This window comes from Streptomyces sp. NBC_00258, assembly GCF_036182465.1.
GTDB lineage: Bacteria > Actinomycetota > Actinomycetes > Streptomycetales > Streptomycetaceae > Streptomyces.
Genome location: NZ_CP108081.1, coordinates 7,468,450 through 7,493,893 on the forward strand (window position 1 = coordinate 7,468,450; position 25,444 = coordinate 7,493,893).

Here is a 25,444-nt window from a genome sequence, read left to right on the forward strand (position 1 = left end):
GATGTTGGTGGTTCTGGCGTGACGGGGGTTGCGGCGTGGCGGGTTATCGGCCGACGGACTGGCATGTGCTGGATCTGGAGAAGGATCCGACGCCGGGGGATCCGGTCCGGGTGAAGTCGTTGGCGAAGAGCTTGCACGACTTCGCGGATGACGTGCAGGACGCTCTGCGTCTGGTGAAGGGGATGGCGGACGAGGACGCCGTCCTGACGATGGTGGGCAAGACGGCCGATGTGTTCCGGGATGAGTTCTCCGGTGTCCCGAAGAACTTGAAGAAGCTGAAGAAGTCGTACGACCTGGCCGGGGACGCGCTTGCGGCGTACTGGCCCGAACTCGAACGCGCCCAGGCCCTCGCCGACAAGGCGCTGGCCCAGGGGCGGGAGGCGCAGGCGGACCTCTCCTCCGCCAAGTCCCGTCTCTCCTCGGCCGATTCGTGGGTCACCCGCGCCAACAAGGAAGCGGACAAGTACAAGGACGACCCGGGGTCGGCGGGCAAGGATGTCCCCAAGCCGGACGAGTCCAAGGTCCGCGCCGCCACCCGTGACGCGCAGAGTGCCAAGGACGCCCACACCTCGGCCCAGTCCGACGTCACCACCGCGCAGAACGCCCTCGACGCGGCGAAGAAGATGGCCGGGGACGCGCGGAAGATGCGCGAGGACGCGGCCGGTGACGCCAAGCGGAAGCTGGACGAAGCCTCCGACGCGGGCATTCAGAACCGCAAATGGTACGAGGAGGTCGGGGACTGGTTCGTCGACAACTGGGACACCATCGTCGCCGTCTGCAAGGTCGTCGTCGCGGTCCTCGGTGTCATCGCCCTGATCATTGGCGGGCCGATCCTCGGCGCGATCGTCCTCATCGCCGCCCTCGTGGTCCTGGCCGACACCCTCAACAAATATATGAAGGGCCAGGCATCCCTGTTGGATGTGGCCTTTGCCGCGCTGGACTGCATACCCGGCATGAAGGGTCTGACCACCCTCGGAGGACTCGCCAAGGGACTGAAGGCATTCGGGAAGACCGGGCTCAAAGGGCTGGCCCTGGGGGCCAGGGGGCTGGGTCGGGGGGCTCGGGCGGGCGCGCGGCAGATGAAGACCCTCTTCACACGCGGTGACCCGATCGACATGGCCACCGGCGAGATGGTCATGTCCGCGAGCGATGTCCTGCTACCCGGAATCCTGCCGCTCGCCGTCGAACGGCATCATCGCAGTAGTGTCCGCTCCGGCCGCTGGTTCGGTCCCTCGTGGACCTCCACGCTCGACCAGCGGTTGCTGCTGGACGACGACGGCGTACGTTTCATCGCGGACGACGGCATGGTGCTGGTCTATCCCGTCCCGGAACCCGGACTGGACGTGCTGCCGGTCGAGGGACCGCGCTGGCCGCTGGAGTGGCCGGAAGGCCCCGACGGGCACATGACCATACGTCAGCCCCACACAGCCCGAGTGCTCCATTTTCAGCCCCTGCCGGGCCGCTCGTCGGCCGAACTGCCGCTCACGGCGATCACGGACCGGCACGGCAACACCATCCGGTTCTCCTACGACGCCGACGGCAGCCCTCTGGAGATCACGCACAACGGCGGCTATCGCGTCGGGCTCACCGTCGACGCCGGCCGCGTCACCGCTCTCCGGCTCCTGAGCGCTCCGCAGGAGCCCGAGCTGCTGCACTACCGGTACGACCAGGCCGGCAACCTCTCCGAGATCCGTGACTCCTCAGGGCTTCCCCTGTGTTTCTCGTACGACGAGCAGCGCCGCATCAACCGCTGGGAGGACCGGAACAACACCTCGTACGGCTACACGTACGACGTGCAGGGCCGGTGCGTCCGGGCCGGCAGTGGGGACGGGATCCTGGACTACGTCTACACGTACGACGACGTGGCCCACACCACGACGGCGCGGAACTCCCTTGGCCACACCACGACCTACGTGTTCAGCGACGCCTTCCAGCTCCTGACCGAGACGGATCCGCTGGGACATGTGACCACCCGCACCTGGGACCGGTACGACAGGCTTCTGTCCATCACGGATCCGTTGGGCCGTCGCACGCGGTACGGGTACGACGAACTTGGCCGCAACACCGAGGTCGTCTACTCCGACGGGGCGAAGGCCGTCGTCTCCTACGACAGCTCCGGGTTGCCCGTGCACGCCACCGACCCCGGCGGAGCGCGGGCCGAGCACACCTATGACGAACGCGGCAACCTCGTGGCCACGACGGATCCCCTGGGTGCCGTGACGAGGTACGAGTACGACGACCGCGGCGCCCTGGTCAGGACCGACGACGCCATGGGCGGCGTACAGCGCATCGATCGTGACGGCGCAGGTCTGCCCATACGGTTCACGGATACGGCTGGTGCCGTGTCGTCGTGCCTGCTGGACGCCTTCGGACGCGTCGTCGAGAGCACGGATCCGGTCGGCGGTGTGACGCGCTTCGGCTGGACCCTCGAAGGCAAGCTGGCCTGGCGCACCAAACCGGGCGGTGGCACCGAACGCTGGCGTTACGACGGCGAGGGAAACCTCGTCGAGCATCGTGACGCCGAAGGCAGCGCGACGCGCTACACCTACGCGCCCTTCGATCTCCCCAGGACCCGTACCACCGCGGACGGTTCGGTGCTGCACTTCACCTATGACACCGAACTGCGGTTGCAGAGGGTGGAGAACGGTGCGGGCCAGTTGTGGTCGTACGAGTACGACGCCGTGGGAAACACCGTTGCGGAGGAGGACTTCAACGGGCGCCGACTCACCTATCGCTACGACGCCGCACTCCAACTCGTCGAGCAGAGCGGAGGGCCGGAGCACACGGTCCGCTACGAGCGCGACCTGGCGGGCAACGTCGTCACACGGCTCTCGAACGACGAAACGGCCACCTTCTCCTACAGCCCGACCGGGCGCATGATCCGGACGGCCAACGCACACGCGGTGGTGGACTTCGAGTACGACCTCGCGGGCCAGTTGATCGCCGAGACCTGCAACGGCCGCACGGTGGCCAGCGCGTACGACGGACTGGGACGGCGTACGGTACGGACCACGCCGTCCGGAGTGACCAGCCGCTGGGAGTACGACCCCGGGCACCGGCCCTCCGCGATGCACATGGACGACGAGTCCCTCTACTTCGCCTATGACGCGGCCGGTCGCGAGATCGAACGCGCCCTCGGTGGCGGGGCCACGCTCTCCCAGAGCTGGGACGAGTCCTTCCAGCTGACCGAGCAGACCCTGCTCGGCGCCGCGGACCGGAGTGTCCTGGAGAGGCGCACCTACAGCTACCGCCCCAACGGGGTACCGGCCGCCGTCACGACCCGGTCGGCGGGACATCGCCGTTTCGAGACCGATCCCGCGGGACGCGTCACCGGCGTCGAGGCCGCGGAATGGACGGAACGCTACGCGTACGACGCCGCCGGGAACATGAAGTCCACGGCAGGCGAAGGTGTGGAGGGGCCGGAGGGCCCGGAAGAGCCGTGGAGCTTCACCGGCACGCGACTTCGCCGCGCCGGGCGCATCCACTATGCGTACGACGACCAGGGACGCGTCGTTCGCAAGTCGCAGAAACTGCTCTCGGGTGGAAGCCGGAAGTGGGCCTACCGCTGGGACGCCCTCGACCGGCTCGTATCGGTCACCACGCCGGATGGCGAGATCTGGCGCTACCTCTACGACCCGCTCGGACGCCGGGTTGCGAAGCAGCTGATCGACGACGACGGGGCCGTGCTGAGCAGCACGGTGTTCAGCTGGGACGGGAACGGGCTCGCCGAGCAGGTGCACCACGGATCGCCGGACGGATCGCCGGACGGCTCGCGACAGGTGACCACCTGGGAGTTCTCGCCGGCTCTCGTTCCTCGGCCCTTGGCGCAGGTCGACACGCGGGAGCCTGCCGAGGCGTCCCAGGACGAGATCGACAAACGCTTCAACGCCATCGTGACCGACCTGATCGGTGCGCCGACCGAACTTGCCGACACCGATGGCCGGGTGACCTGGCGCCGCAGGGCCACGCTCTGGGGCGCCGGGGACTCTTCGCCGGTCGACGGCACGGACTGCCGCCTCAGATTCCCGGGCCAGTACAACGATCCGGAGTCCGGCCTCGACTACAACAGGCACCGCTACTACGACTCGTCGACAGGGCGCTATCTGAGCCCGGACCCGCTGGGGCTCGATCCGGCACCCAACAACTACGCCTATACGGACAACCCGCTCGTCTGGAGCGACCCTTTGGGCCTGGCTCCCTGCGGCCCGGAGATCATCAACCACTATCGCGGCGCATCGCAGCGAGTACCTGGCGGTCAGCGTGGGCCGGCGGTGTCCGTACGCCAGCTGAGAATGGCGCTGGGCAGGCGGGGCATGTCGGTGGAGGACTACGACATCGTGCACGTGCCGCAGATCGACGGACCCCTCGGCCCGGCCTACGGCAACAGTCCGCACACGGCGGACGGCTTCCCCCTGCTCGGCCCCCGAGGACGTCCCGTGATCGAGATCTCCGACATGGGGCTGCGGAGTATGGACGAGGCCGTCGGTACTGTCTTTCACGAGACCATGCATCACCAGCAGCAGGCGGCACGGAGGGGGATGCAGGACTCCCACAACGGCAGGGCGTACATCACCACTCCTGGTGATGAGGACATGGCGGAGATCTACGGGCAGCAGATGCTCGAACGATTTCGTGCCCGGGGCGGCTGAACGGACAAGGAAGCAAGAATGCGCGAGTTCGACATGGACCAGGTCAAGGAGTTGGTGGCCGGGCCGAAGTTCTATGAGGACCAGTCGGAGCGAACCTGTCCGGCCTGCGGCAACACATCGGTCCGCACCTACGTGTACCGCAGCCACATCAGGCAGCGGCCCACGCTGATCAGCTACATGTGGTGCGCGAACTGCCGCAGGTTCAAGGGCTGGACCGGCCCCGACCTCGGAACCTTCGATTTCACGGACCCGCTGGAGAAGCTTTCCACGGACGAGCGCACCGCCATGTCGAAGGACTTCGGCGGCTACTTCCGACACCTGGACCGACTGTGGGAGACGGGCGAGTTGCCCCAGCAGTTCTCTTGACCCAGGCGCCCCGTGACGTGAACTGTCCAAGATCCATCTGCTGGGTGAACCAGGCAGGATTCCGCCGCTTGAACTTGTGAGTGTTCGCACCTTCGAAGTACGCGCGCGGACCCGTGAGCCCCCTGGAGGGGCTCCAAGTGCCTTCCTCGCCTCCTTGGATGCACCCCAGCTGGGATGTCTGCGAGGACCCACCTTTTGGGTGAACCTGGGCGAGGCTCCTTGTCGGCATTCAGGCAGTCACCAGGGAGAGGAACGTGTTCGTGCGGGAGACTCCGGGCTGTCAACTGACGCCTACGGCGGCGATCATGGCCGGCCGGGGTAGCGCGAGAAGCAGCTAGCGTCCCTCCCCTGCAGAAATGGCAGGCGGCGATCGGGGAGCAGAGGCGCGTGGCGGAGCGGCTGGCTGTTGACGGCGATGAGCTCGGGCGGTTCATGAAGCTGCTGAACAGGTCGACCGATTCGCTCAAGGGCGTGAGGAAGGCGTTGTCCGCGGCGACCATCACTGGACTGGGCACGGATGATCTCGACTCCGCGTGCGAGGAATTCCAGGAGGAATGGAAGTACGGCTCGGAGGAGATCGGCAAGCAGACCGAGGACCTCGCCGAGATCATCGGCAAGAGCCGGGACAGCTACCGCGAGGTCGACAAGGCGCTGGAGGAGGCGCTGAAGCAGGCCGGGGACGGTAGCGGAGGCGGCCAGAAGTGACCCAAACGCCGGGCATCGAGCCGTCGCCCTTCTCTCAATCCGAGGCTGCGAGGAACGGTCCCCTTCCACAGGGATTGAAGTCCTCCCCGCGGATCGCGAACCCCGATTACCCCAACCTGGGCTTCAACCCCGTACCAGGCAGCACCGAGACCGTGAGCGGCCTGCACAAGAAGCTCGCCGGCTGCGCGAAGGTCCTCGAAGACACACGTGACCTGGTCACCAAGCTGATGGACGGCAGCTACTGGAAGGGCGACGCGGCCGTCGCGTTCCGGGAGCAGCTCGACGAGGGCCCGCTGCCGCTGAACCTGAAGAACGCCGCACGTTCTCTTCGCAAGGCGGCCAAGCAACTGAGCCTCTGGGAGGGCGAACTCGACGACTTCCAGCGCCGGGCCAAGCGCCTGGACGAGGAGGCGAAGGACGCGCGCGCTGCGGTCGACACCGCCAAGGGCAAGGCGACGACAGCGGGCGACGACCCGGCCCTGGACAAGAAGAAGGGCACTGGGCACGACGATGCCCAGAAGGCGTTGACCCGCGCGAACACAGCCGTCGACGAGGCGGAAGCCGACCTCGAGAAGATCCTGGGCAGGGCTCGGAAGCTCGCTGAGGAGCATGAGAAGCAGGCTCAGTACCGAGCGGGCAAGATCGGGGACGCGACGAAGAAGCTGGCGCCGCATGAGCCGGGGTGGTTCGACTCGGCGGTGGACTGGCTGGGCGAGAACCTCCCGGACATCCTCAGTGGAGTGGCCGCAGTAGTCGGGTTGGTGGCGCTGTTCGTTCTGTCGGGCGGGACGGTGGCTGCGGTGCTGCTGCTGGCTGCGGCGGCGTTGAGTGCTACGGCGTTGACTCTGCGGATCGCCGGAAAACCTGAAGTATGGGCGTCGCTGAAGGACGGTTTCACCAAGGGCGAGTTCGACTCGGACTTCTGGAGCAATCTCGTCACCGTGGGGGGCGACGCCCTTGGCATGGTGCCCGGTATCGGAGCTGTGGGCAAAGGAGCCACAGCTGCCGTGCGGGCGACTGGTGAGGCAGGGGAGGCGCTAACACTCGGTCAACGGGTGGCTCGATTCGGAAGCACCACCGTGGAGCACGCGAAGTCCATCTCCAACCTGGACAACGCGCTGCTCGGCTTTACGATTCGGGGTGCCCGGGCGGACCAGGTCACGAGAACGGTCGAGGTCACTTCAGCCTCGGTCGGTGTGGCCACTGCGGGCTTCGGCCTCGTCATGACCGCTGTGGACACCGACGACGACGGGATCAAGGACGGTTCTGTGGCAGGTATCGACGGAACGCGGCTTGGCCTCGACGTCGGAGGTCTCGTCGATATCGCCCGTCACGTTTTCTGAGCCCCGAACAGAGAGAGCTCACCTCATGCATCCGACCGACTACTCAACTGCTTGGGGCCATCCGCCGACCAGGCGGGCTTGGGTCCAGCACATGATCATGACTGTCGTGCGACTGGTGGGCTGGATCGCTGTGTGCGTCGGCTCGTTGGGTGTGCTGGTCTCGTTCCTATCTCCAGGTCTCACCCCATTCTTCGTGCCTTTGCTGGGCTACGCGACCTACCGTGCCGTACTCCAGCTCGCCTCTTTCCGTCCCTCCGCCTATATCCAGCGCGTCCTCCAGCAGTACCCCTGGCAGTTCCTCACCGACGTCCCCCGCGGCCGGAACAAGCACCCCCAAGCGCAAGAGGATGAGATGTGGTTCGAGATCCCCAATCCGGAGAAGCCAGAGGAACAGATTCCTCTGCTCTTCCTGGCAAACATGCGCACCTTCTGGTGGATGAGACGATTCGGTACCTCTCGCACCAAGCCAGAGCTGAAGGCCCAGATCGAGCCCCTTTGGTTTGCCGGAGATCCTCGCTTCATCGCCGTTGTCGCGGCCGCCGGCCGCGGAGGCGAAACCCCCAAGCGACTGCACCTCCTATACCAGCGGACGGCTACCGGCCGTCGGGGGATCACTCCGGCCGACTGGAACGCCGGCCCCCATGCCCTCGAACGTGCCCGCCGCGCCGGAGCTCACGTGCCCGACCCGTCGCCTCAGCAGTAGTGCTGACGCTGAGCCACGCGTACCGGACAGGACTTCATGACCGCCAACCCCCGCTTCACCGTCGCCGACTCCGCCAAGGATCCTCAGGCCGACATCTGGTTCGCCGAACCCGCCGCCTTCACTCCGCTCCCTCTCGACTTCCTGCTCGCCGCACCTGACTCCCCGGCCGCCGACGAACTGCGTAGGGCCTTCGCCCCGTTCCTCGAAGCGGCGCCCGATGAGGCGACCCGTCAGTGGTTCGTCGCTCAGGTTGCGGAAGGGCAGCAAATGCTGGCCACGCTGAGTGAGATCGGTGCCGTCCACTGCTCCATCGGTCTGCATCGCGATGACATCGACGACTCGGGCAGTGGCGGCAAGGGGCAGCCGTTGTTCTCTTTCCTGACTCTCTCCTGGCGTGACACGGCGGTGGCGTCACGCGCGGCAACCGCAGCCCGCGCCGTGGCTTCTGCCGAGGGTCACACGCACATCGAGTGCCTAGAACTGCCCTGTGGTCCTGCCACGTTCAGTGAGACCGTCCGCACGCCATCAGCCGACAGCGGTCTTCCCCCGCAGACACTCCTCCAGATTCACGCCTACTTGCCGCACCCGGACTGCAAGCGTCTGGTCGTCCTCACACTGAGTACGACGGCCGTGGCCCGCCGAGAGGAGTACCGCGCAATCCTTCAGCAACTGGCGGAAACGGTCAGTTTCGACAATCCGCTGGAATCGGGACCGAGCGAGGTGCGTTGAATGAGGGGGATCCGGTCGTGCAGAGGGCGGTGGCAAGCGAGACGGTTTCCTGACTTGTCTCGGCGCGGTGGGCCTCTTTCTGGGCCTCTTCGTTGTCTCCGGCGGGGCGGGGGGCTTTGGGGCTCAGAGGCGCCGGGCAGGAGCCGCCTGGCCAGGTGAGGTATGAGCCTTCGCGGCGACGACAGGACCGCTGGTGCCTTGACCGTGTTCCCCTGTCACAAGATCAATGATCAGAGTGCCTGCGGTCAGACTCGGACGCGGGGTCCGCCACGAACCGGCTCAGCCGATAGGCGGTCGGCTGCACCAGACGGCCACACAGCGTGTTGATCGGGAGTTCCTACGCTGCTCAGCCCAGTGCCGGGGCCACGTACGCTCCTCAGTCCGGAGTCGGAGGTCCATATGTTCCTTAGCCCGGCGCGGGAGTTCCCTACACCCCCCAGCCCCAGCCCACCGCAGGCCCCCTACACCCCCGGCCCGTACGCTGCACCCCAGCCGCAGTCGTACCTCCAGGTCGGCCCGCCCGGGGCCCCGCCCGCGAACCCCCACCAAACCCCGTAGGCACCCCCCTCACCAGTAGAAACCCCCCGCCCCCAGAAAAAACCCTCACCGCGTCCCCCGCGCCAGGGTGAGAGCAACGTTCCCGGGCGGTCACTCGTCGCCACAGGCCGGAAACGCGCCATCCCTACCTTCGGGTGGACCAGCCGGAGAAATTGTGGAGGCGTGAGATGACAGCCCCGAGCAGCAGCATCGCACCGCGCAAGGGGGGCCGCTGGATCGAGCAGTGGGACCCGGAGGACGAGACGTTCTGGAAGGAGACGGGGGAGAAGGTCGCCCGGCGCAACCTGTTCTTCTCCGTTCTTTCCGAGCACATCGGGTTCTCGATCTGGACCCTGTGGTCGGTGATGGTGCTCTTCATGGGGCCCGAGTACGGGCTCACCCCGGCCGACAAGTTCTTCATCATCTCCATGGCCACGCTGGTCGGCGCCGTCGTGCGGGTGCCGTACACCTTCGCGGTCGCGCGCTTCGGTGGCCGGAACTGGACCATCGTCTCGGCGAGCATGCTGCTCATTCCGACGATCGCGGCGTTCATCGTGATGGAGCCGGGGACGTCCTTCGGGACCTTCCTCGTGTGTGCCATGCTCGCCGGTGTGGGAGGCGGGAACTTCGCCTCCTCCATGACCAACATCAACTCCTTCTTCCCGTTGCGGAAGAAGGGGTGGGCGCTGGGGCTCAACGCCGGTGGCGGCAACATCGGGGTGCCCGTCGTGCAGCTCGTCGCGCTCGCCGTCATCGGGGCCAGCGGCGGCCCGCGGGTGCTCCTCGGTATTTACATTCCGCTGATCGTCGTCGCCGCCGTTCTCGGGGCCTTCTACATGGACAACATCACGTCCGTGAAGAACGACACCGGTGCCGCCAAGGAGGCGGTGAAGGACCCGCACACCTGGATCATGTCCTTCCTCTACATCGGGACGTTCGGGTCGTTCATCGGGTACAGCTTCGCCTTCGGGCTCGTACTCCAGACGCAGTTCGGGCGTACGCCGCTGGAGTCGGCCTACGTCACCTTCATCGGGCCGCTGCTCGGCTCGCTGATCCGGCCCGTGGGCGGCTGGCTCGCCGACAAGTACGGCGGGGCGCGCATCACCCTGTGGAACTTCGTCGCCATGGGCGCGGCCACCGGCGTCATCGTGGTCGCCTCCATGGAGAAGTCCCTGCCCCTGTTCACCACGGCGTTCATCGTGCTGTTCGTGCTGACCGGGCTCGGCAACGGCTCCACGTTCAAGATGATCCCCGGCATCTTCCACGCCAAGGCCACCGCCATGGGACTCACCGGGGAGGAGGCCGCGTCCTACGGGCGGCGGCTGTCCGGTGCCTCGATGGGGCTCATCGGGGCCGTGGGCGCGCTCGGCGGGCTCGGTATCAACCTGGCCTTCCGGCAGTCGTTCCTGAGCGTGGGGTCGGGCACGGGGGCCTTCGTCGCCTTCCTCGCCTTCTACGCGGTCTGCTTCGGGGTCACCTGGGCCGTATACCTTCGCCGCCCGGCGGCCGCCGAGTCCCCGGCGGTGACCACTTCCGAGGCGAAGCCGCAGCTCAGCTACGCGGAAGTGTGACGTAACACGGATGACATCAAGCGGAACCGAGCCTGTCACGCATGATTGACAGGCTCGGTCATCCGCCATGATGCGGGCAAATGGGGCGTGCAGAGGACGCCCCAGGAGCAGGACGCCCCGGCCCTCGTGCCCGGGCGCCCCACCACGGAGGCTCCAAGCGGGACGCCCCAACCCAGCGGGTGACGCAGGACGAACACCACTCGAGCGGGACGAGAGCCATGTACGAAGAGCAGCGACCGGAGCAACTCCCTGAGCAACGACCCGAGCAACGACCTGAGCAGCGCCCCGAGCGACCCGAGCCGCGAGCCGACCGGCCGGATCACGGCCCCCTCGCCGGGTTCACCGTCGGTGTGACCGCCGCCCGCCGTGCCGATGAACTCGGAGCCCTGCTCCAGCGGCGCGGGGCCGCCGTCATGCACGCGCCGGCCCTGCGAATCGTGCCCCTCTCCGACGACAGCGAGCTGCTCGCGGCGACCAAGCAACTGCTCCACGAGGCCCCGGACATCGTGGTCGCGACCACCGCGATCGGGTTCCGCGGGTGGGTCGAGGCCGCCGACGGGTGGGGGCTGGGGGAGGATCTGCTCGCCGTGCTGCGGGGAGTCGAGCTGCTCGCCCGCGGACCGAAGGTGAAGGGTGCGATACGGGCCCAGGGGCTGACCGAGGAGTGGTCCCCGTCCTCCGAATCCATGGCCGAGGTGCTCGACCGGCTGCTGGAGGAGGGTGTCGAGGGGCGCCGGATCGCTGTCCAGCTGCACGGTGAGCCGCTGCCCGGGTTCGTCGAGTCGCTGCGGGCCGCGGGCGGGGACGTCGTCGGCGTGCCCGTGTACCGGTGGATGCCGCCGGAGGACATCGCCCCGGTCGACCGGCTGCTCGACGCCACGGTCAGCCGCGGTGTGGACGCGCTGACCTTCACCAGCGCCCCGGCCGCCGCCTCGCTGCTGGGCCGCGCCGAGGACCGCGGGCTGCTGCCCGAGCTGCTCGCCGCCCTCAACCACGACGTGCTGCCCGCCTGCGTCGGCCCGGTCACCGCGCTGCCGCTGCAGGCCAGGGGCATCGACACGGTCCAGCCGGAGCGCTTCCGGCTCGGCCCCCTCGTACAGGTGCTGTGTCAGGAACTGCCGTCCCGGGCGCGAACGTTGCCGATCGCCGGCCATCGGGTGGAGATCCGGGGACACGCCGTGCTGGTGGACGACCTGCTGCGGCCCGTACCGCCGGCCGGGATGTCCCTGCTGCGCGCGCTGTCCCGGCGGCCCGGCTGGGTGGTGGCCCGCGCCGACCTGCTGCGGGCCCTGCCCGGCGCCGGCAAGGACGAGCACGCGGTGGAGACCGCGATGGCCCGGCTGCGTACGGCACTGGGGGCGCCCAAGCTCATCCAGACCGTCGTCAAGCGCGGCTACCGGCTGGCGCTCGACCCGGCCGCCGACTCCAAGTACGGCGACGACTGACGCCCGCTCCGGCCGTGGCGCCCGTACAGCACCAGCGCCTGCGCCAGCAGGCCGAACGCGAGGACGTGCAGCACGGCCCGTACGACGTTCCAGGCCACCCACGGGTCCTCGAACCTCTCGCGCACGGCGGCCGGATCGGCCGTCGTGGCCGGATTCCCGGCGTCCACGATCTCGTTGTTCAGCGGGATGTTGAAGACGACGGTGACCAGGAACGCCAGCGCGTACACGGCGAGTGCCGCGAACACCCACACCCGGACACGTGGCGAGCCGCGCAACTGCCAGGCAGAGAAGGCCGTCACCAGCAGTGCGCCGTTGAAGCTCAGCAGGAACACCGGGTTCTGGATGACGTCGTTGATGTTCTGGATGACCTCGATGTAGGTGCGGTCGTCGCTGCGGGCCAGCGCCGGCATCACGTTGTTCGCGTACGCGTAGAACAGCCCGGCGACCAGACCCGTGACGACCGTGGCCGCGACCAGTACACCCCCGGCGGTCGAACGCCGCCCCTTGTTGCTCTCCGTGGTGGTTGCCATGTCTCTCAGTCAACCGGCGGGCCCCGGCCGGCGACATGCTTCGGACGCGCGCCCGCATAAGCGGACGTCCAGCCGGGGGAGGGCCGGACGGCGCGGGGAGGGTACGGCCCGGCGCGGGGCTTCCCGCCGCGCGCGGGGGAGGGCACTGTAGGGAGTACGGGCCATGCACGGCCCCCTCCCGTACCCCCACTCACGACCACTCACCGGCCCCGCATGGCGGCAACCCCAAGGCGGTGACAGGCACATGGCACTGGGCACGGCCACAGCCACGGCCTCGTACGAGCTGCGGTTCGACTCCGGACGGATCTGTCTCGATCTCCTGGCGACCACACACCCCGAGGAACGGCTCGACGCGGCGGAGCCCTTGCGGGCCTGGATCGCCGGATCCGGACTCGTCCCGGCGGGCACGCCGCTCGCGCCCGTCGATTCCTCCTGGCTCGTCGGGTTTCGCGAACTACGCAGTCATATAGGCCAGTTGGTACGCGCGGAGCCCTCCCGGGACTCCCGGCCGTTCGTCATCGCGCTGGCCCGCGTGAACGAACTCGCCCGCACCGCACCGCCCGTGGCGCACGCGGTGTGGGACGCCGGTGGCTCGCTCGTGCGAGCCCTGGACGGCCCGCCGGCCCCTGCCGCGCTGCTCGCGGCCATCGCTCGTGACACAGTGGAGCTGCTGACGGATCCGGCCGCCCGCGCGAGCATTCGGCAGTGTGAGGGAGACAACTGCCCCATCGTGTACCTGGATACGTCCAGAGGGCGTCGTCGCAGGTGGTGCTCCAGTGAGGTGTGCGGAAACCGCGAACGCGTTGCCAGGCACCGGCGCAGAGCAGCCCTCGCGCGGGCTTAGAGTTCACCCGTGAAGGAGAGCCCCCCAACTTCCCCACACTCTCCTCACAAAGAATGCCCGTCACTTTGAACACAGCCGCGCCTGCGCCCGTATCCCGGGATGAGCGACCGACTGGGGGATCCCCCGGACACCGGAGGTAGGCGTGCGCAAGGATTCCGCCGTGGCCGATGAACGATTGCCGAGGGCCCGACATCGTATGTCCCAGCCCTCGGAGCCGGACGAGGAGCTGATGCGTGCGCTCTACCGCGAACACGCCGGGCCTCTGCTCGCCTATGTGCTGCGGCTGGTCGCCGGGGACCGGCAGCGTGCGGAGGACGTCGTGCAGGAGACGCTCATCCGTGCCTGGAAGAACGCCGGGCAGCTCAACCGAGCTACCGGTTCGGTACGCCCCTGGCTGGTGACGGTCGCTCGGCGCATCGTCATCGACGGGCACCGCAGCCGGCAGGCCCGGCCGCAGGAGGTGGACCCGTCGCCGCTGGAGGTCATTCCCGCGGAGGACGAGATCGACAAGGCGTTGTGGCTGATGACACTCTCTGACGCGCTCGACGACCTGACCCCCGCCCACCGGGAGGTACTGGTCGAGACGTACTTCAAGGGGCGTACCGTAAACGAGGCCGCCGAAACCCTGGGGATACCCAGCGGCACGGTGCGCTCACGGGTGTTCTATGCCCTGCGTTCGATGAAGCTCGCACTGGAGGAGCGGGGGGTGACGGCATGAGCACATACGGGGGATACGGAACGGGTAGTCCTGGACCCATGCAAAGTTCGCAAGGGCAGGGCGATGTGCACGAGACGGTTGGGGCGTACGCGCTCGGCATCCTCGACGACGCCGAAGCCACCGCCTTCGAGGCGCACCTCGCGACCTGCGAGTGGTGCGGCCAGCAGCTCGACGAACTCGCCGGCATGGAGCCGATGCTCGCCGCCCTGGCGGATCTGCCTGCGGCCCAGGGCACGCCGGCCATCGGCGAGACGCTCTCCGCCCGCCCGAGCCCACAGCTCGCGGACCGGCTGGTCGGCGAAGTCGTGGAGCGTCGTGTCCGCGCCAAGAGAAGCCGCCGTGCCTTCTTCGGCCTCGCGGCCTCGCTGATCATCGGCGGCCCCATCGTCGCGATCGCGGCCACCGGCGGCGACACGGCTCAGGAGGCCAAGCCCCTGCAGTCCGCCAGTCCGGCCAAGGACGCGTTCACGCACATGACCGACAAGGTCAAGGCCACGGACCCGAGCACCGAGGTCAGCGCCGTGGTGGGCATGGAGGGCAAGGCCTGGGGCACCCATTCGGTCCTGGAGCTGAAGAACGTCAAGGGGCCGGAGAAGTGCTCCCTCATCGCCGTCGGCAAGAACGGCGAGCGGGAGACGGCGACCACCTGGGCGGTCCCGAAGTGGGGCTACGGGATCAAGAACGCCACGACCGAGCAGGCCAAGAACCCGCTCTACGTACACGGTGGCGTCGCCATGAACCCCGAGGACATCGACCACTTCGAGGTCATGACCTTCTCCGGCAAGAAGCTGGTCGAGGTCGACGTGTAGGCGATCAAGAGCGGAAACGTAGCCTGACGGGCTCCCCTTCGCGTACGGTTGACGGCTGCCATGCACGTCAGAAGGGGGCCCGGTGGCCGCTCAGGTTCAGCAGGAAACGGCGTTCGATCCGGTGGGCGACTCCGTGCGCGACCGCGAGATCGGCGTCGAACAGGAACACCTTGACCGGGTGTACCAGCGCCTTGAGGAAAAGATCCACGAGGCGGAGTTCCTGATGAACGACGCCGCCCAGCGTGGCCAGGTCGGTACACCCGGGGCACTCGCGGAGCGTGACGCGCAGGTGTTCCGGGCGGGGATCCATCTCAACCGCCTCAACAACGAGTTCGAGGACTTCCTCTTCGGAAGGATCGACCTCCTCCTCGGCAAGGACGGCAAGAAGGGCCCGGACGGCGCGTACACGGCGGTCGAACCCGCCGAGGGCGCCGTACGGCCCGACAGCACCGCCGAGATCGCGGAGACCCTCCACATCGGCCGTATCGGCGTCCTGGACTCGGACTACACGCCGCTGGTCATCGACTGGCGGGCCCCGGCGGCCGCGCCGTTCTACCGCTCCACACCGGTCGACCCCGGCCGGGTCGTACGCCGCCGGGTCATCCGCTCCAAGGGCCGCAGGGTCCTCGGGGTCGAGGACGACCTGATGCGCCCGGAGCTGAAAGCTTCCCTCTCCGGCCGCGAACTGCCGGTGATCGGCGACGGCGCCCTGATGGCCGCGCTCGGCCAGGCCCGCAGCCACACCATGCGGGACATCGTCGCCTCCATCCAGGCCGAGCAGGACCTGGTCATCCGGGCACCCGCCGCCTCCGTCACGTACGTGGAGGGCGGGCCGGGCACCGGCAAGACGGCGGTCGCCCTGCACCGGGCCGCCTACCTGCTCTACCAGGACCGCAGGCGGTACGCGGGCGGCATCCTGATCGTCTCGCCCACGCCCCTGCTGGTCGCGTACACGGAGGGCGTCCTGCCGTCCCTGGGCGAGGAGGGCCAGGTCGCCATCCGCGCGGTCGGCTCCCTGGTCGACGGCGCCGAGGCCACGCTGTACGACTCGCCGGCGGTGGCCCGGGCCAAGGGCTCGTACAGAATGCTCAAGGTGCTGCGGAAGGCGGCGCGGGGGGCACTTGAGGGGCCGGGCGGACCCGGCCAGGCGCCCGCGCGCGGCAGGCGGAACGGGCAGGCGAGCCGCAACGGCCAGAACGGCCAGCTCGCGTTCGGAGACCCGGACGACGGCTTCGGCGGCTTCGCCGACTCCGACGACGAATCCCAGGCTCCCTCCGCCACATCCACCACCCGCCTCCGCGTCGTCGCCTTCGGGCGCCGGCTGGAACTGGAGGCGCCCGAGCTGGACCGGATCCGCCAGAACGCGCTCTCCGGGACGGCCCCCGTGAACCTGCTGCGCCCGCGCGCCCGCAAGCTGCTGCTCGACGCCCTCTGGTCGCGGTCCGGCGCCGGGACCCGGCACACGGACCCCGAGCTGGCTGCCGAGCTGCGCTCCTCGTTCGACGAGGACGTCAGCTCCGAGGACAGCTTCATCGCGTTCGTCGACGCCTGGTGGCCCGAGCTGGCACCGAGTGCCGTTCTGGAGGCGATGGCCGACGAGAAACGGCTCGGTCGCTGGGCGCGGCGGATCCTCAACCCCGGTGAGGTCCGGCGGGTCGCCCGTTCCCTCAAGCGGGACGGGCTCTCCGTGCACGACGTGGCCATGCTCGACGAACTCCAGGCGATCCTCGGCACCCCGGCCCGCCCTCGCAGGAAGCGCGACCTCGACCCGCTCGACCAGCTGACGGGCCTGGAGGAGCTCATGCCCGTACGCGAGGAGACACAGCGCGAGCGGGCCGAGCGGCTGGCCCAGGAGCGCACCGAGTACGCGCACGTCATCGTCGACGAGGCGCAGGACCTCACGCCCATGCAGTGGCGCATGATCGGCCGCCGCGGCCGGCACGCCACGTGGACCGTCGTCGGCGACCCCGCCCAGTCGTCCTGGTCGGACCCCGACGAGGCCGCCGAGGCGCGCGACGAGGCTCTCGGCACGCGCCCGCGCCGCCGCTTCACGCTCACCGTGAACTACCGCAACCCGGCCGAGATCGCCGAGCTCGCCGCCAAGGTCCTGGCCCTGGCCATGCCCGGCTCCACCTCCCCGTCCGCGGTGCGCTCCACGGGCGTACGGCCGCGGTACGCAGTCGTACGGGATTCGCAGGCGAAGACCGTGCGGGAGGAGGCCGCGCGGCTGCTCGACCAGGTCGACGGCACGGTCGGTGTCGTCGTCGCCATGAACCGCCGCGCCGAGGCCGCGCGCTGGCTCGCCGGGCTCGGCGACCGCGTGGTGGCGCTCGGCAGCCTGGAGGCGAAGGGCCTGGAGTACGACGCCACGGTGGTGGTCTCCCCGGCGGAGATCGCCGACGAGTCGCCGGCCGGGCTGCGCGTGCTGTACGTGGCACTGACCCGGGCCACCCAGCAGCTCACCGTCGTCTCGGCCGACCGCGACGAACCGGACGCGAACGGGGTGCCGGACCTGCTGCGGGACTGACCGGGACCCGGCCCGCGAGCGGGACCGGACCGGGCCCGCAGATCATTCTCTGTGAACCTCCGGTACGGGAATTGCCTTACGGGGATCGTTTGTTACGGTTGGTGTGGCACCGGCCCGATCCAAGCCCCCGGGCCCAACCTTCGTCGCTACGAGCGACCACTTGCCGCGAGGCGAGCATGGCGGGTCGGTGTCATTGAACGTGTTCCGCTCGACGTGACGTGAGCGGGAAGAGAGGCCCCTGTCACCCAGTGACAGGGGCCTCTCTTTGTTTGAGAACAAAACGTTCGCAATCCAGGGCGGCTACCACGTACTCCGCGGTAGGTGCGACGATCGGACGGCAAACCCGCGAACCAGTAGCGCTCGCAGTACCCGGTGAAAGCAGAGGAAGTCGGCCATGGCAACGGCGCCCAGCGTCTCCTACTCGATTACGGTCCGGTTGGAGGTGCCCGCGAGCGGAACCGCGGTCTCCCAGATCACCACCGCCGTGGAGTCCCACGGAGGCTCGGTGACCGGCCTCGACGTGACGGCCTCCGGCCACGAGAAGCTCCGGATCGACGTCACCATCGCGGCGACGTCGACCGCCCATGCCGACGAGATCGTCGAGCAGCTGCGCGGCATCGAGGACGTGACGCTCGGCAAGGTGTCCGACCGTACGTTCCTGATGCACCTCGGCGGCAAGATCGAGATGCAGTCCAAGCACCCGATCCGCAACCGTGACGACCTCTCGATGATCTACACCCCGGGCGTGGCCCGTGTCTGCATGGCGATCGCCGAGAACCCCGAGGACGCCCGCCGTCTGACCATCAAGCGCAACACCGTCGCGGTCGTGACGGACGGCTCGGCGGTCCTGGGCCTGGGCAACATCGGCCCGATGGCCGCCATGCCGGTCATGGAGGGCAAGGCGGCCCTCTTCAAGCGCTTCGCCGACATCGACGCCTGGCCGCTGTGCCTGGACACCCAGGACACCGACGAGATCGTCGCGATCGTCAAGGCGATCGCCCCGGGCTTCGCCGGGATCAACCTCGAGGACATCTCGGCCCCGCGCTGCTTCGAGATCGAGGCCCGCCTCCGTGAGGCCCTCGACATCCCCGTCTTCCACGACGACCAGCACGGCACGGCGATCGTCGTGCTCGCGGCCCTCACGAACGCGCTGCGCGTGGCCGGCAAGGCGATCGGCGACATCCGTGTGGTCATGTCCGGTGCGGGCGCGGCCGGTACGGCCATCCTGAAGCTGCTGCTGGCCGCCGGCGTCAAGCACGCCGTCGTGGCCGACATCCACGGTGTCGTGCACGCGGGCCGTGAGGACCTGGTGAAGGCCGCCGCCGACTCGCCGCTGCGGTGGATCGCCGACAACACCAACCCCGAAGGTGTCACGGGGACGCTCAAGGAGGCCGTGCGCGGCTCGGACGTCTTCATCGGCGTCTCGGCCCCGAACGTGCTGGACGGCACCGACGTGGCCGCCATGGCCGAGGGTGCCATCGTGTTCGCGCTCGCGAACCCCGACCCCGAGGTCGACCCGGCGATCGCCCGTCAGACCGCGGCCGTCGTGGCCACCGGCCGCTCAGACTTCCCGAACCAGATCAACAACGTGCTGGTCTTCCCGGGTGTCTTCCGTGGTCTGCTGGACGCGCAGTCCCGCACGGTCAACACGGAGATGATGCTTGCGGCCGCAACGGCTCTGGCGGACGTGGTGACCGAGGACGAGCTCAACCCGAACTACATCATCCCCAGCGTCTTCAACGACAAGGTCGCGGGCGCGGTCGCGGGCGCGGTCCGTACCGCGGCGAAGGCCGCGGGCGCGACGGCCTGAGCGGCCGTCCCGCCGGAATTTCGGCCCCTCCGGCGACTGAGCAGCGGGGGTTCGGGGGCGGAGCCCCTGAAACGGACGGGAATGGGTAGGGGAGGCGGGGGCGGGGAAATTCCCCGTCCGATGGCGACTGTGACGGTTGCCACCCGGCCCCCGTACCGGCGCGTCGCCGGACGTGGGGCCTCGGGCCGCCTCTAGGGTGGCGGCCATGGCTAAGTCCCTGAGGGCCCACCAGGCCTTTCAGGCCCTGCGGTCCGCTGCCGGGAACCGACGGAGCGTCACCAATTCGAGGCCGTGGCGCTTTTCGTGTGACTCCCAGGGGTGCCGGATTGGCTTTCCCGCCGCAGGTGGGGGCAGGATGCGTCTTCGGGCGCGAGGGTCCGGCCACGGACCCGGGTCCGGGGACCGCCGAGGAACCTGGCAGCATCGGCTTCGACGTGCCCAATATGCGGCTCCGCCGCGTGGCACGCCTCAACGGCAAGAAGAACACGGGAGTAACAACATGAACCGCAGTGAGCTGGTGGCCGCGCTGGCCGACCGTGCCGAGGTGACCCGCAAGGACGCCGACGCCGTTCTGGCCGCCTTTGCCGAGACCGTCGGTGAGATCGTCGCCAAGGGCGACGAGAAGGTCACCATCCCCGGCTTCCTGACCTTCGAGCGCACCCACCGTGCCGCTCGCACCGCGCGGAACCCGCAGACCGGCGACCCGATCCAGATCCCCGCCGGCTACAGCGTCAAGGTCTCCGCCGGCAGCAAGCTCAAGGAAGCCGCCAAGGGCAAGTGACCTTGCCGTCTACACCTCGCGGGACGGTGTTCGGCAGGTAGTAGCAGGTAGGCAGTAGGTAGTAGGAAGTGCGATGGGGCGGCACCCGGAATCCGGGTGCCGCCCCATCGCTGTTGCGCTTGCCGACGGCCTCGAACGCCGGCCGGGCTGGATCTAGCCCAGCGCCTTACCGGGCAGCTCCACCTTCGCGCCCAGTTCCACGAGCTTCTCCATGAAGTTCTCGTAGCCGCGGTTGATCAGGTCGATGCCGTGGACGCGGGACGTGCCCTGGGCCGCCAGCGCCGCGATGAGGTACGAGAAGCCGCCGCGGAGGTCGGGGATGACCAGATCGGCGCCCTGGAGCTTCGTGGGGCCCGACACGACCGCCGAATGGAGGAAGTTGCGCTGGCCGAAGCGGCAGTGGGAGCCGCCGAGGCACTCGCGGTAGAGCTGGATGTGTGCGCCCATCTGGTTGAGCGCGGAGGTGAAGCCGAGGCGGGACTCGTACACCGTCTCGTGGACGATGGAGAGGCCGGTCGCCTGTGTGAGGGCGACGACGAGCGGCTGCTGCCAGTCCGTCTGGAAGCCCGGGTGGACGTCCGTCTCCAGCGCGATGGACTTCAGCTGGCCGCCGGGGTGCCAGAAGCGGATGCCCTCGTCGTCGATCTCGAAGGCACCGCCCACCTTCCGGTAGGTGTTCAGGAACGTCATCATCGAGCGCTGCTGGGCGCCGCGGACGTAGATGTTGCCTTCGGTCGCCAGGGCCGCGGAAGCCCACGAGGCGGCCTCCAGGCGGTCCGGCAGGGCCGCGTGGGTGTAGCCGCCGAGCTTGTCGACGCCGGTGACGCGGATGGTGCGGTCGGTGTCCATCGCGATGATCGCGCCCATTTTCTGCAGAACGCAGATCAGGTCCTCGATCTCCGGCTCGACCGCCGCGTTCGCGAGCTCCGTGACGCCCTCCGCGAGGACGGCCGTCAGGAGCACCTGCTCGGTCGCGCCGACTGACGGGTACGGCAGCTCGATCTTCGTGCCGCGCAGCCGCTGCGGAGCCTCCAGGTACTGGCCGTCCGCGCGCTTCTCGATCGTCGCGCCGAACTGCCGCAGCACCTCGAAGTGGAAGTCGATCGGCCGGCCGCCGATGTCGCAGCCGCCCAGACCCGGGATGAACGCGTGCCCGAGGCGGTGCAGGAGCGGACCGCAGAGGAGGATCGGGATACGCGACGATCCCGCGTGCGCGTCGATGTCCGCGACGTTCGCGCTCTCCACGTGCGACGGGTCCATGACGAGCTCGCCCGGCTCCTCGCCCGGACGGACCGTCACACCGTGCAGCTGCAGCAGTCCGCGTACGACCCGCACGTCACGGATGTCGGGGACGTTGCGCAGTCGGCTCGGAGCACTACCGAGCAGCGCGGCGACCATGGCCTTCGGTACGAGGTTCTTCGCACCGCGGACACGGATCTCGCCCTCCAGCGGGGTTCCGCCGTGGACAAGGAGTACGTCGTCTGAGCCGTTGACGGTCATGTATCTCGCGTTCCGGTTGGTTGGGCAGGGGCGAAGAAGCAAGCGTAATGGCCGCCTACCCCCCTTCAGTAAGCCCAAGGGCGCCCCAGGGACGTCATAGCTTTGCCACAACACGAACCGCTCCTAAACGGGCACACGGGGTCACCGGCGGGGGCGTGCGCTCCACCTGCATCTGTACGCCCTGAGCTGCATTCACCCGGGTACGGGTATTGCCTCCCCCCGCACGGGGAAGATGCGGGATCATGTCTCGCATGACCGAGGTGTCCTCGCTCACAGGGCGGCTGCTCGTGGCCACGCCCGCCCTGGCGGACCCGAACTTCGACCGAGCGGTGGTGCTGCTCCTCGACCACGACGAGGAGGGCTCCCTCGGTGTCGTCCTCAACCGCCCCACACCGGTGGATGTGAGCGACATCCTCTCGGGCTGGGCGGACCTCGCGGGCGAGCCCGGCGTGGTCTTCCAGGGCGGCCCGGTCTCGCTCGACTCCGCGCTCGGCGTGGCGGTGATCCCCGGGGGCGCGTCGGGGGAGCGCGCTCCGCTCGGCTGGCGGCGGGTGCACGGGGCGATCGGCCTCGTGGACCTGGAGGCCCCGCCCGAACTGCTCGCCTCGGCCCTCGGCTCGCTCCGGATCTTCGCGGGATACGCGGGCTGGGGCCCCGGACAACTGGAGGACGAGCTCGTCGAGGGCGCCTGGTACGTCGTCGAGTCGGAGCCCGGAGACGTCTCCTCGCCCTCCCCGGAACGGCTGTGGCGCGAGGTGCTGCGCCGCCAGCGCAACGAGCTGGCGATGGTGGCCACGTACCCGGACGACCCTTCGCTCAACTGATGCCTCCAGGCTTCAGTACTCTTGCGTCTATGAGCACTCTTGAGCCTGAGACCCAGCCCCAGCGAGGCACTGGGACGGGGACCCTCGTAGAGCCGACGCCGCAGACGTCGCACGGCGACGGGGACCACGAGCGCTTCGCCCACTACGTCCAGAAGGACAAGATCATGGCGAGCGCGCTGGACGGCACGCCCGTCGTGGCGCTCTGCGGCAAGGTGTGGGTCCCCGGCCGTGACCCGAAGAAGTACCCCGTGTGCCCCATGTGCAAGGAGATCTACGAGTCCATGGGCGCCGGCGGCGACGAGGGCAAGGGCGGCGGCGACAAGAAGTAACGCCTCCCGCGCACGTCCGGTGAGCTCCCGCCCGGTGCGGGGTGCCGGGCGCGGTGGTGCCGTGCCGAGCGGTACCCGTCTGTGAGGCGTTGGGCCCCTGATGCGTTCTTTGGGCGCTTCCGGGGCCTTTTCACTGCCCGTGTACGACCCACTCGTTGCACGGAGTGCTTCGAGTGGTCACAGAGTGGTTGAGACCTCTTGTGGCCGTGTTCATGTAGTCCATAGCCTCCGACGTGTTGTGCAGCGCAAAACCACCATTGCACGTGCTGCAACGCGCTCCCCCGGAGGACGCCCCGTGAAGCTCCCGAATCTCTCTGCCCGAATGGCCGCCCCGATAGCCGCGCTTGTCGTCGCCGGGCTCACGGCCACCGCCTGCGCCCCCGAGTCCTCCGACAACTCCGGGGGCAAGGACGAGAAGAGCGGCACCCTGCGGGTGTGGCTCTTCCAGGAGGTCGACACCGCACCGAAGGAGAAGGTGGTCGACGGTGTCGTCGCCGCCTTCGAGAAGGCCCACAAGGGCACGAAGGTCGACGTCCAGTACATCCCCGTCGAGACCCGCGCCGAGAAGATCAAGGCCGCCTTCAACGACCCCAAGAGCGCGCCCGACCTCATCGAGTACGGGAACACCGACACGGCCGGCTACGTCAAGGACGGCGGACTCGCCGACGTCACCAAGGAGTTCACGGACTGGAGCGAGTCCAAGGACACCGACCCGACCGCCAAGCAGTCCGTCACGGTCGACGGCAAGATCTACGGCGCCCCGTACTTCGTCGGCGTCCGCGCCCTCTACTACCGCACGGACGTGTTCGAGGAGCTCGGCCTCGAAGTACCCAAGACCCAGGCCGAGTTGATCAGCACCGCCAAGGCGATCCGGCAGGCGAAGCCGGACCTGTACGGGCTCGCGGTCGGCGGCGCCTACACGTACGGCGCGATGCCGTTCATCTGGTCCAACGGCGGCGAGATCGCCGAGGGCAAGGGCGGCTCGTACGCCTCGACCATCGACGGCGCGGCCGCCCAGAAGGGCATCAAGGCGTACACCTCGCTGTTCGGCGACGACAACTGTCCGGCCGCCAAGTGCGCGGGCATGGGCGGTAACGACACGGTGACGGCCTTCGCCTCCGGCAAGGCGGGGATGGCGATCGGCGGCGACTTCAGTCACGCGGCGATCGAGGCCGGGAAGGTCAAGGGCAAGTACGCGGTCGTGCCGCTGCCCGGTGTGAAGTCCGGTGAGATCGCTCCCGCGTTCGCGGGCGGCAACAACCTCGGCGTACTGAAGAGCACTTCGCACCGCACGCTCGCCGTCGACCTGATGGAGCAGCTCGCCTCGAAGAAGTCGCAGGACGAACTCTTCGACGCGATGGGCTTCCTGCCGACGTTCACGGACGTACGCCAGGACGTCGCGAAGCGCGAGCCGTTCGTCGCGCCCTTCGTGAAGACCCTCGGCGCGGGCGCCAAGTTCGTCCCGGCCTCGCCCGCCTGGTCCGAGATCGACGCGTCCCTCGTCCTGCCGACGATGTTCCAGGAGGTCGTCAGCGGGCGTAAGAGCGTGGACGCGGCCTCGAAGGACGCGGCGAAGAAGATGAACGCCGCGTTCAGCTCCGCGGGGTGAGCCGGATGACGAACCGTCCGCTGCCGGGGGCCGCGCCGCCGCCGGGCCCGTCCGCGCAGCAGCCCTCGCGCGAGGGCGGGCCGGACGGGGCGGGGCCTGGGGCGGCAGCCCCGCCCGCGCCCCGGCGGGGCGCGGGGTCCGGTCCGGCCAAGGGTGCGTCGCCCGCACCCGTCCGCACGGCGGCCCGCCCGGGCCGCCGTGGCGGCGGGGGCCGCAAGTCCCCGCTCGCGCGGGGCGGATGGACGCCCTGGCTCTACCTCGCCCCCGCGCTCGTCGTCATCGGCGGGCTGCTCGTCTACCCCGTCTACCAGCTCGGGCTGATCTCGTTCCTGGAGTACACGCAGGCACAGGTCAGCGGCGGGGAGCCCGCCACCTTCCAGGGGTTCGGGAACTACGCGACGCTCTTCGGGGACCCGCAGTTCTGGCAGGTCCTGCTGGCCACCGTGCTGTTCGCCGGCGCGTGCGTGGTGTCGACGCTCGCGGTGGGCTGCGCGCTCGCCGTCCTCCTGACACGTGTCCGTGCCGTGCCGCGGCTCGCGCTGATGCTGGCCGCGCTCGGCGCCTGGGCGACACCCGCGGTGACCGGGTCGACGGTGTGGCTGCTCCTCTTCGACCCCGACTTCGGTCCGGTCAACCGGATCCTCGGGCTCGGCGACCACTCGTGGACGTACGGCCGGTACAGCGCCTTCGCCCTCGTCCTGCTCGAAGTGGTCTGGTGCTCCTTCCCGTTCGTGATGGTCACGGTGTACGCCGGCATTCGCGCCGTACCGGCCGAGGTCCTGGAGGCCGCGTCCCTGGACGGCGCCTCCCAGTGGCGGATCTGGCGCTCGGTGCTCGCCCCGATGCTCCGGCCGATCCTCGTGGTCGTCACCATCCAGTCGGTCATCTGGGACTTCAAGGTCTTCACGCAGATCTACGTCATGACGGGCGGCGGCGGTATCGCCGGCCAGAACCTCGTGCTGAACGTGTACGCCTATCAGAAGGCCTTCGCGTCCTCCCAGTACAGCCTCGGCTCGGCGATCGGAGTGGTGATGCTGCTGATTCTGCTCGCCGTCACGCTCGTATATCTGAGGCTGATCAGAAGGCAGGGGGAGGAGCTGTGAGTTCCGCAAGTC

At 68.8% G+C, this 25,444-nt stretch carries 20 protein-coding genes; 18 read left to right on the top strand and 2 right to left on the bottom strand.

The features are described from left to right. The first annotated feature begins 35 nt into the window (after nt 1–35). The 8 genes from OG718_RS33265 (at nt 36) to OG718_RS33300 (ending at nt 12,048) form a co-directional block, all read left to right on the top strand. On the top strand, nt 36–4,649 hold the full coding sequence (locus tag OG718_RS33265) for a DUF6531 domain-containing protein (protein WP_328845905.1): 4,614 nt from the start codon (nt 36–38) through the stop codon (nt 4,647–4,649). An 18-nt stretch (nt 4,650–4,667) separates the two neighbouring features. Then, nucleotides 4,668–5,015, top strand: a complete 348-nt coding sequence (locus OG718_RS33270; RefSeq protein WP_143632700.1) for a hypothetical protein — start codon at nt 4,668–4,670, stop codon at nt 5,013–5,015. 387 nt (nt 5,016–5,402) lie between these two features. After that, complete coding sequence (locus tag OG718_RS33275) at nt 5,403–5,720, top strand: hypothetical protein (RefSeq protein ID WP_306939644.1); 318 nt, start codon at nt 5,403–5,405, stop codon at nt 5,718–5,720. Continuing rightward, nucleotides 5,717–7,063: a hypothetical protein gene (locus OG718_RS33280; protein WP_328845906.1), complete on the top strand. Its 1,347-nt coding sequence runs from the start codon at nt 5,717–5,719 to the stop codon at nt 7,061–7,063. The genes OG718_RS33275 and OG718_RS33280 overlap by 4 nt, the downstream gene beginning before the upstream one ends. Before the next feature lie 91 nt (nt 7,064–7,154). After that, nucleotides 7,155–7,766, top strand: coding sequence for a hypothetical protein (locus OG718_RS33285; RefSeq protein ID WP_328845907.1), 612 nt, complete (start codon nt 7,155–7,157; stop codon nt 7,764–7,766). Nucleotides 7,767–7,802: 36 nt separating this feature from the next. Then, nucleotides 7,803–8,495 carry a hypothetical protein gene (locus OG718_RS33290; RefSeq protein ID WP_328845908.1) on the top strand — a complete coding sequence of 231 codons (693 nt, stop codon included), beginning with the start codon at nt 7,803–7,805 and terminating at the stop codon, nt 8,493–8,495. Between the two features lie 725 nt (nt 8,496–9,220). Further along, entirely contained in the window at nt 9,221–10,603 is a 1,383-nt protein-coding gene (locus OG718_RS33295; RefSeq protein ID WP_306939656.1) for a nitrate/nitrite transporter, read from the top strand. A 218-nt stretch (nt 10,604–10,821) separates the two neighbouring features. Further along, the gene (locus OG718_RS33300; RefSeq protein WP_143632688.1) at nt 10,822–12,048 is read left to right on the top strand and encodes a uroporphyrinogen-III synthase; all 1,227 of its coding nucleotides are present in this window, start codon (nt 10,822–10,824) and stop codon (nt 12,046–12,048) included. On the opposite strand, the gene OG718_RS33305 is transcribed toward OG718_RS33300, so the two are convergent. Next, complete coding sequence (locus tag OG718_RS33305) at nt 11,997–12,578, bottom strand: anthrone oxygenase family protein (protein WP_143632686.1); 582 nt, start codon at nt 12,576–12,578, stop codon at nt 11,997–11,999. The genes OG718_RS33300 and OG718_RS33305 overlap by 52 nt on opposite strands. Nucleotides 12,579–12,822: 244 nt before the next feature. Here OG718_RS33305 and OG718_RS33310 point away from each other — a divergent pair, with 244 nt between their 5' ends. The 6 genes from OG718_RS33310 to OG718_RS33335 all read left to right on the top strand — a co-directional run bounded on the left by OG718_RS33310 (nt 12,823) and on the right by OG718_RS33335 (nt 20,067). After that, complete coding sequence (locus tag OG718_RS33310) at nt 12,823–13,422, top strand: CGNR zinc finger domain-containing protein (protein ID WP_143632685.1); 600 nt, start codon at nt 12,823–12,825, stop codon at nt 13,420–13,422. 196 nt (nt 13,423–13,618) lie between these two features. After that, complete coding sequence (locus tag OG718_RS33315; protein ID WP_010039908.1) at nt 13,619–14,140, top strand: sigma-70 family RNA polymerase sigma factor; 522 nt, start codon at nt 13,619–13,621, stop codon at nt 14,138–14,140. A gap of 38 nt (nt 14,141–14,178) precedes the next feature. Then, complete coding sequence (locus tag OG718_RS33320; RefSeq protein ID WP_143632683.1) at nt 14,179–14,949, top strand: zf-HC2 domain-containing protein; 771 nt, start codon at nt 14,179–14,181, stop codon at nt 14,947–14,949. Between the two features lie 82 nt (nt 14,950–15,031). Further along, entirely contained in the window at nt 15,032–17,476 is a 2,445-nt protein-coding gene (locus OG718_RS33325; protein WP_143632681.1) for a HelD family protein, read from the top strand. Between the two features lie 394 nt (nt 17,477–17,870). Further along, nucleotides 17,871–19,286 carry an NAD-dependent malic enzyme gene (locus tag OG718_RS33330; protein WP_143632679.1) on the top strand — a complete coding sequence of 472 codons (1,416 nt, stop codon included), beginning with the start codon at nt 17,871–17,873 and terminating at the stop codon, nt 19,284–19,286. A gap of 499 nt (nt 19,287–19,785) precedes the next feature. Then, nucleotides 19,786–20,067 carry an HU family DNA-binding protein gene (locus OG718_RS33335; RefSeq protein ID WP_007382399.1) on the top strand — a complete coding sequence of 94 codons (282 nt, stop codon included), beginning with the start codon at nt 19,786–19,788 and terminating at the stop codon, nt 20,065–20,067. Nucleotides 20,068–20,220: 153 nt separating this feature from the next. On the opposite strand, the gene murA is transcribed toward OG718_RS33335, so the two are convergent. Beyond that, nucleotides 20,221–21,567: a UDP-N-acetylglucosamine 1-carboxyvinyltransferase gene (gene murA, locus OG718_RS33340; RefSeq protein ID WP_143632677.1), complete on the bottom strand. Its 1,347-nt coding sequence runs from the start codon at nt 21,565–21,567 to the stop codon at nt 20,221–20,223. A 251-nt stretch (nt 21,568–21,818) separates the two neighbouring features. Between murA and OG718_RS33345 the strand changes: the two genes are divergently transcribed. The 4 genes from OG718_RS33345 (at nt 21,819) to OG718_RS33360 (ending at nt 25,432) form a co-directional block, all read left to right on the top strand. After that, nucleotides 21,819–22,391 (top strand): YqgE/AlgH family protein, encoded by a 573-nt coding sequence (locus OG718_RS33345; protein ID WP_143632675.1) that lies wholly within the window; start codon nt 21,819–21,821, stop codon nt 22,389–22,391. A gap of 29 nt (nt 22,392–22,420) precedes the next feature. Continuing rightward, the gene (locus tag OG718_RS33350) at nt 22,421–22,720 is read left to right on the top strand and encodes a DUF3039 domain-containing protein (RefSeq protein ID WP_143632673.1); all 300 of its coding nucleotides are present in this window, start codon (nt 22,421–22,423) and stop codon (nt 22,718–22,720) included. Nucleotides 22,721–23,042: 322 nt separating this feature from the next. Continuing rightward, entirely contained in the window at nt 23,043–24,329 is a 1,287-nt protein-coding gene (locus tag OG718_RS33355) for an extracellular solute-binding protein (protein WP_143633003.1), read from the top strand. 5 nt (nt 24,330–24,334) lie between these two features. Next, nucleotides 24,335–25,432: a carbohydrate ABC transporter permease gene (locus OG718_RS33360; protein ID WP_260694857.1), complete on the top strand. Its 1,098-nt coding sequence runs from the start codon at nt 24,335–24,337 to the stop codon at nt 25,430–25,432. Nucleotides 25,433–25,444 lie beyond the last annotated feature (12 nt).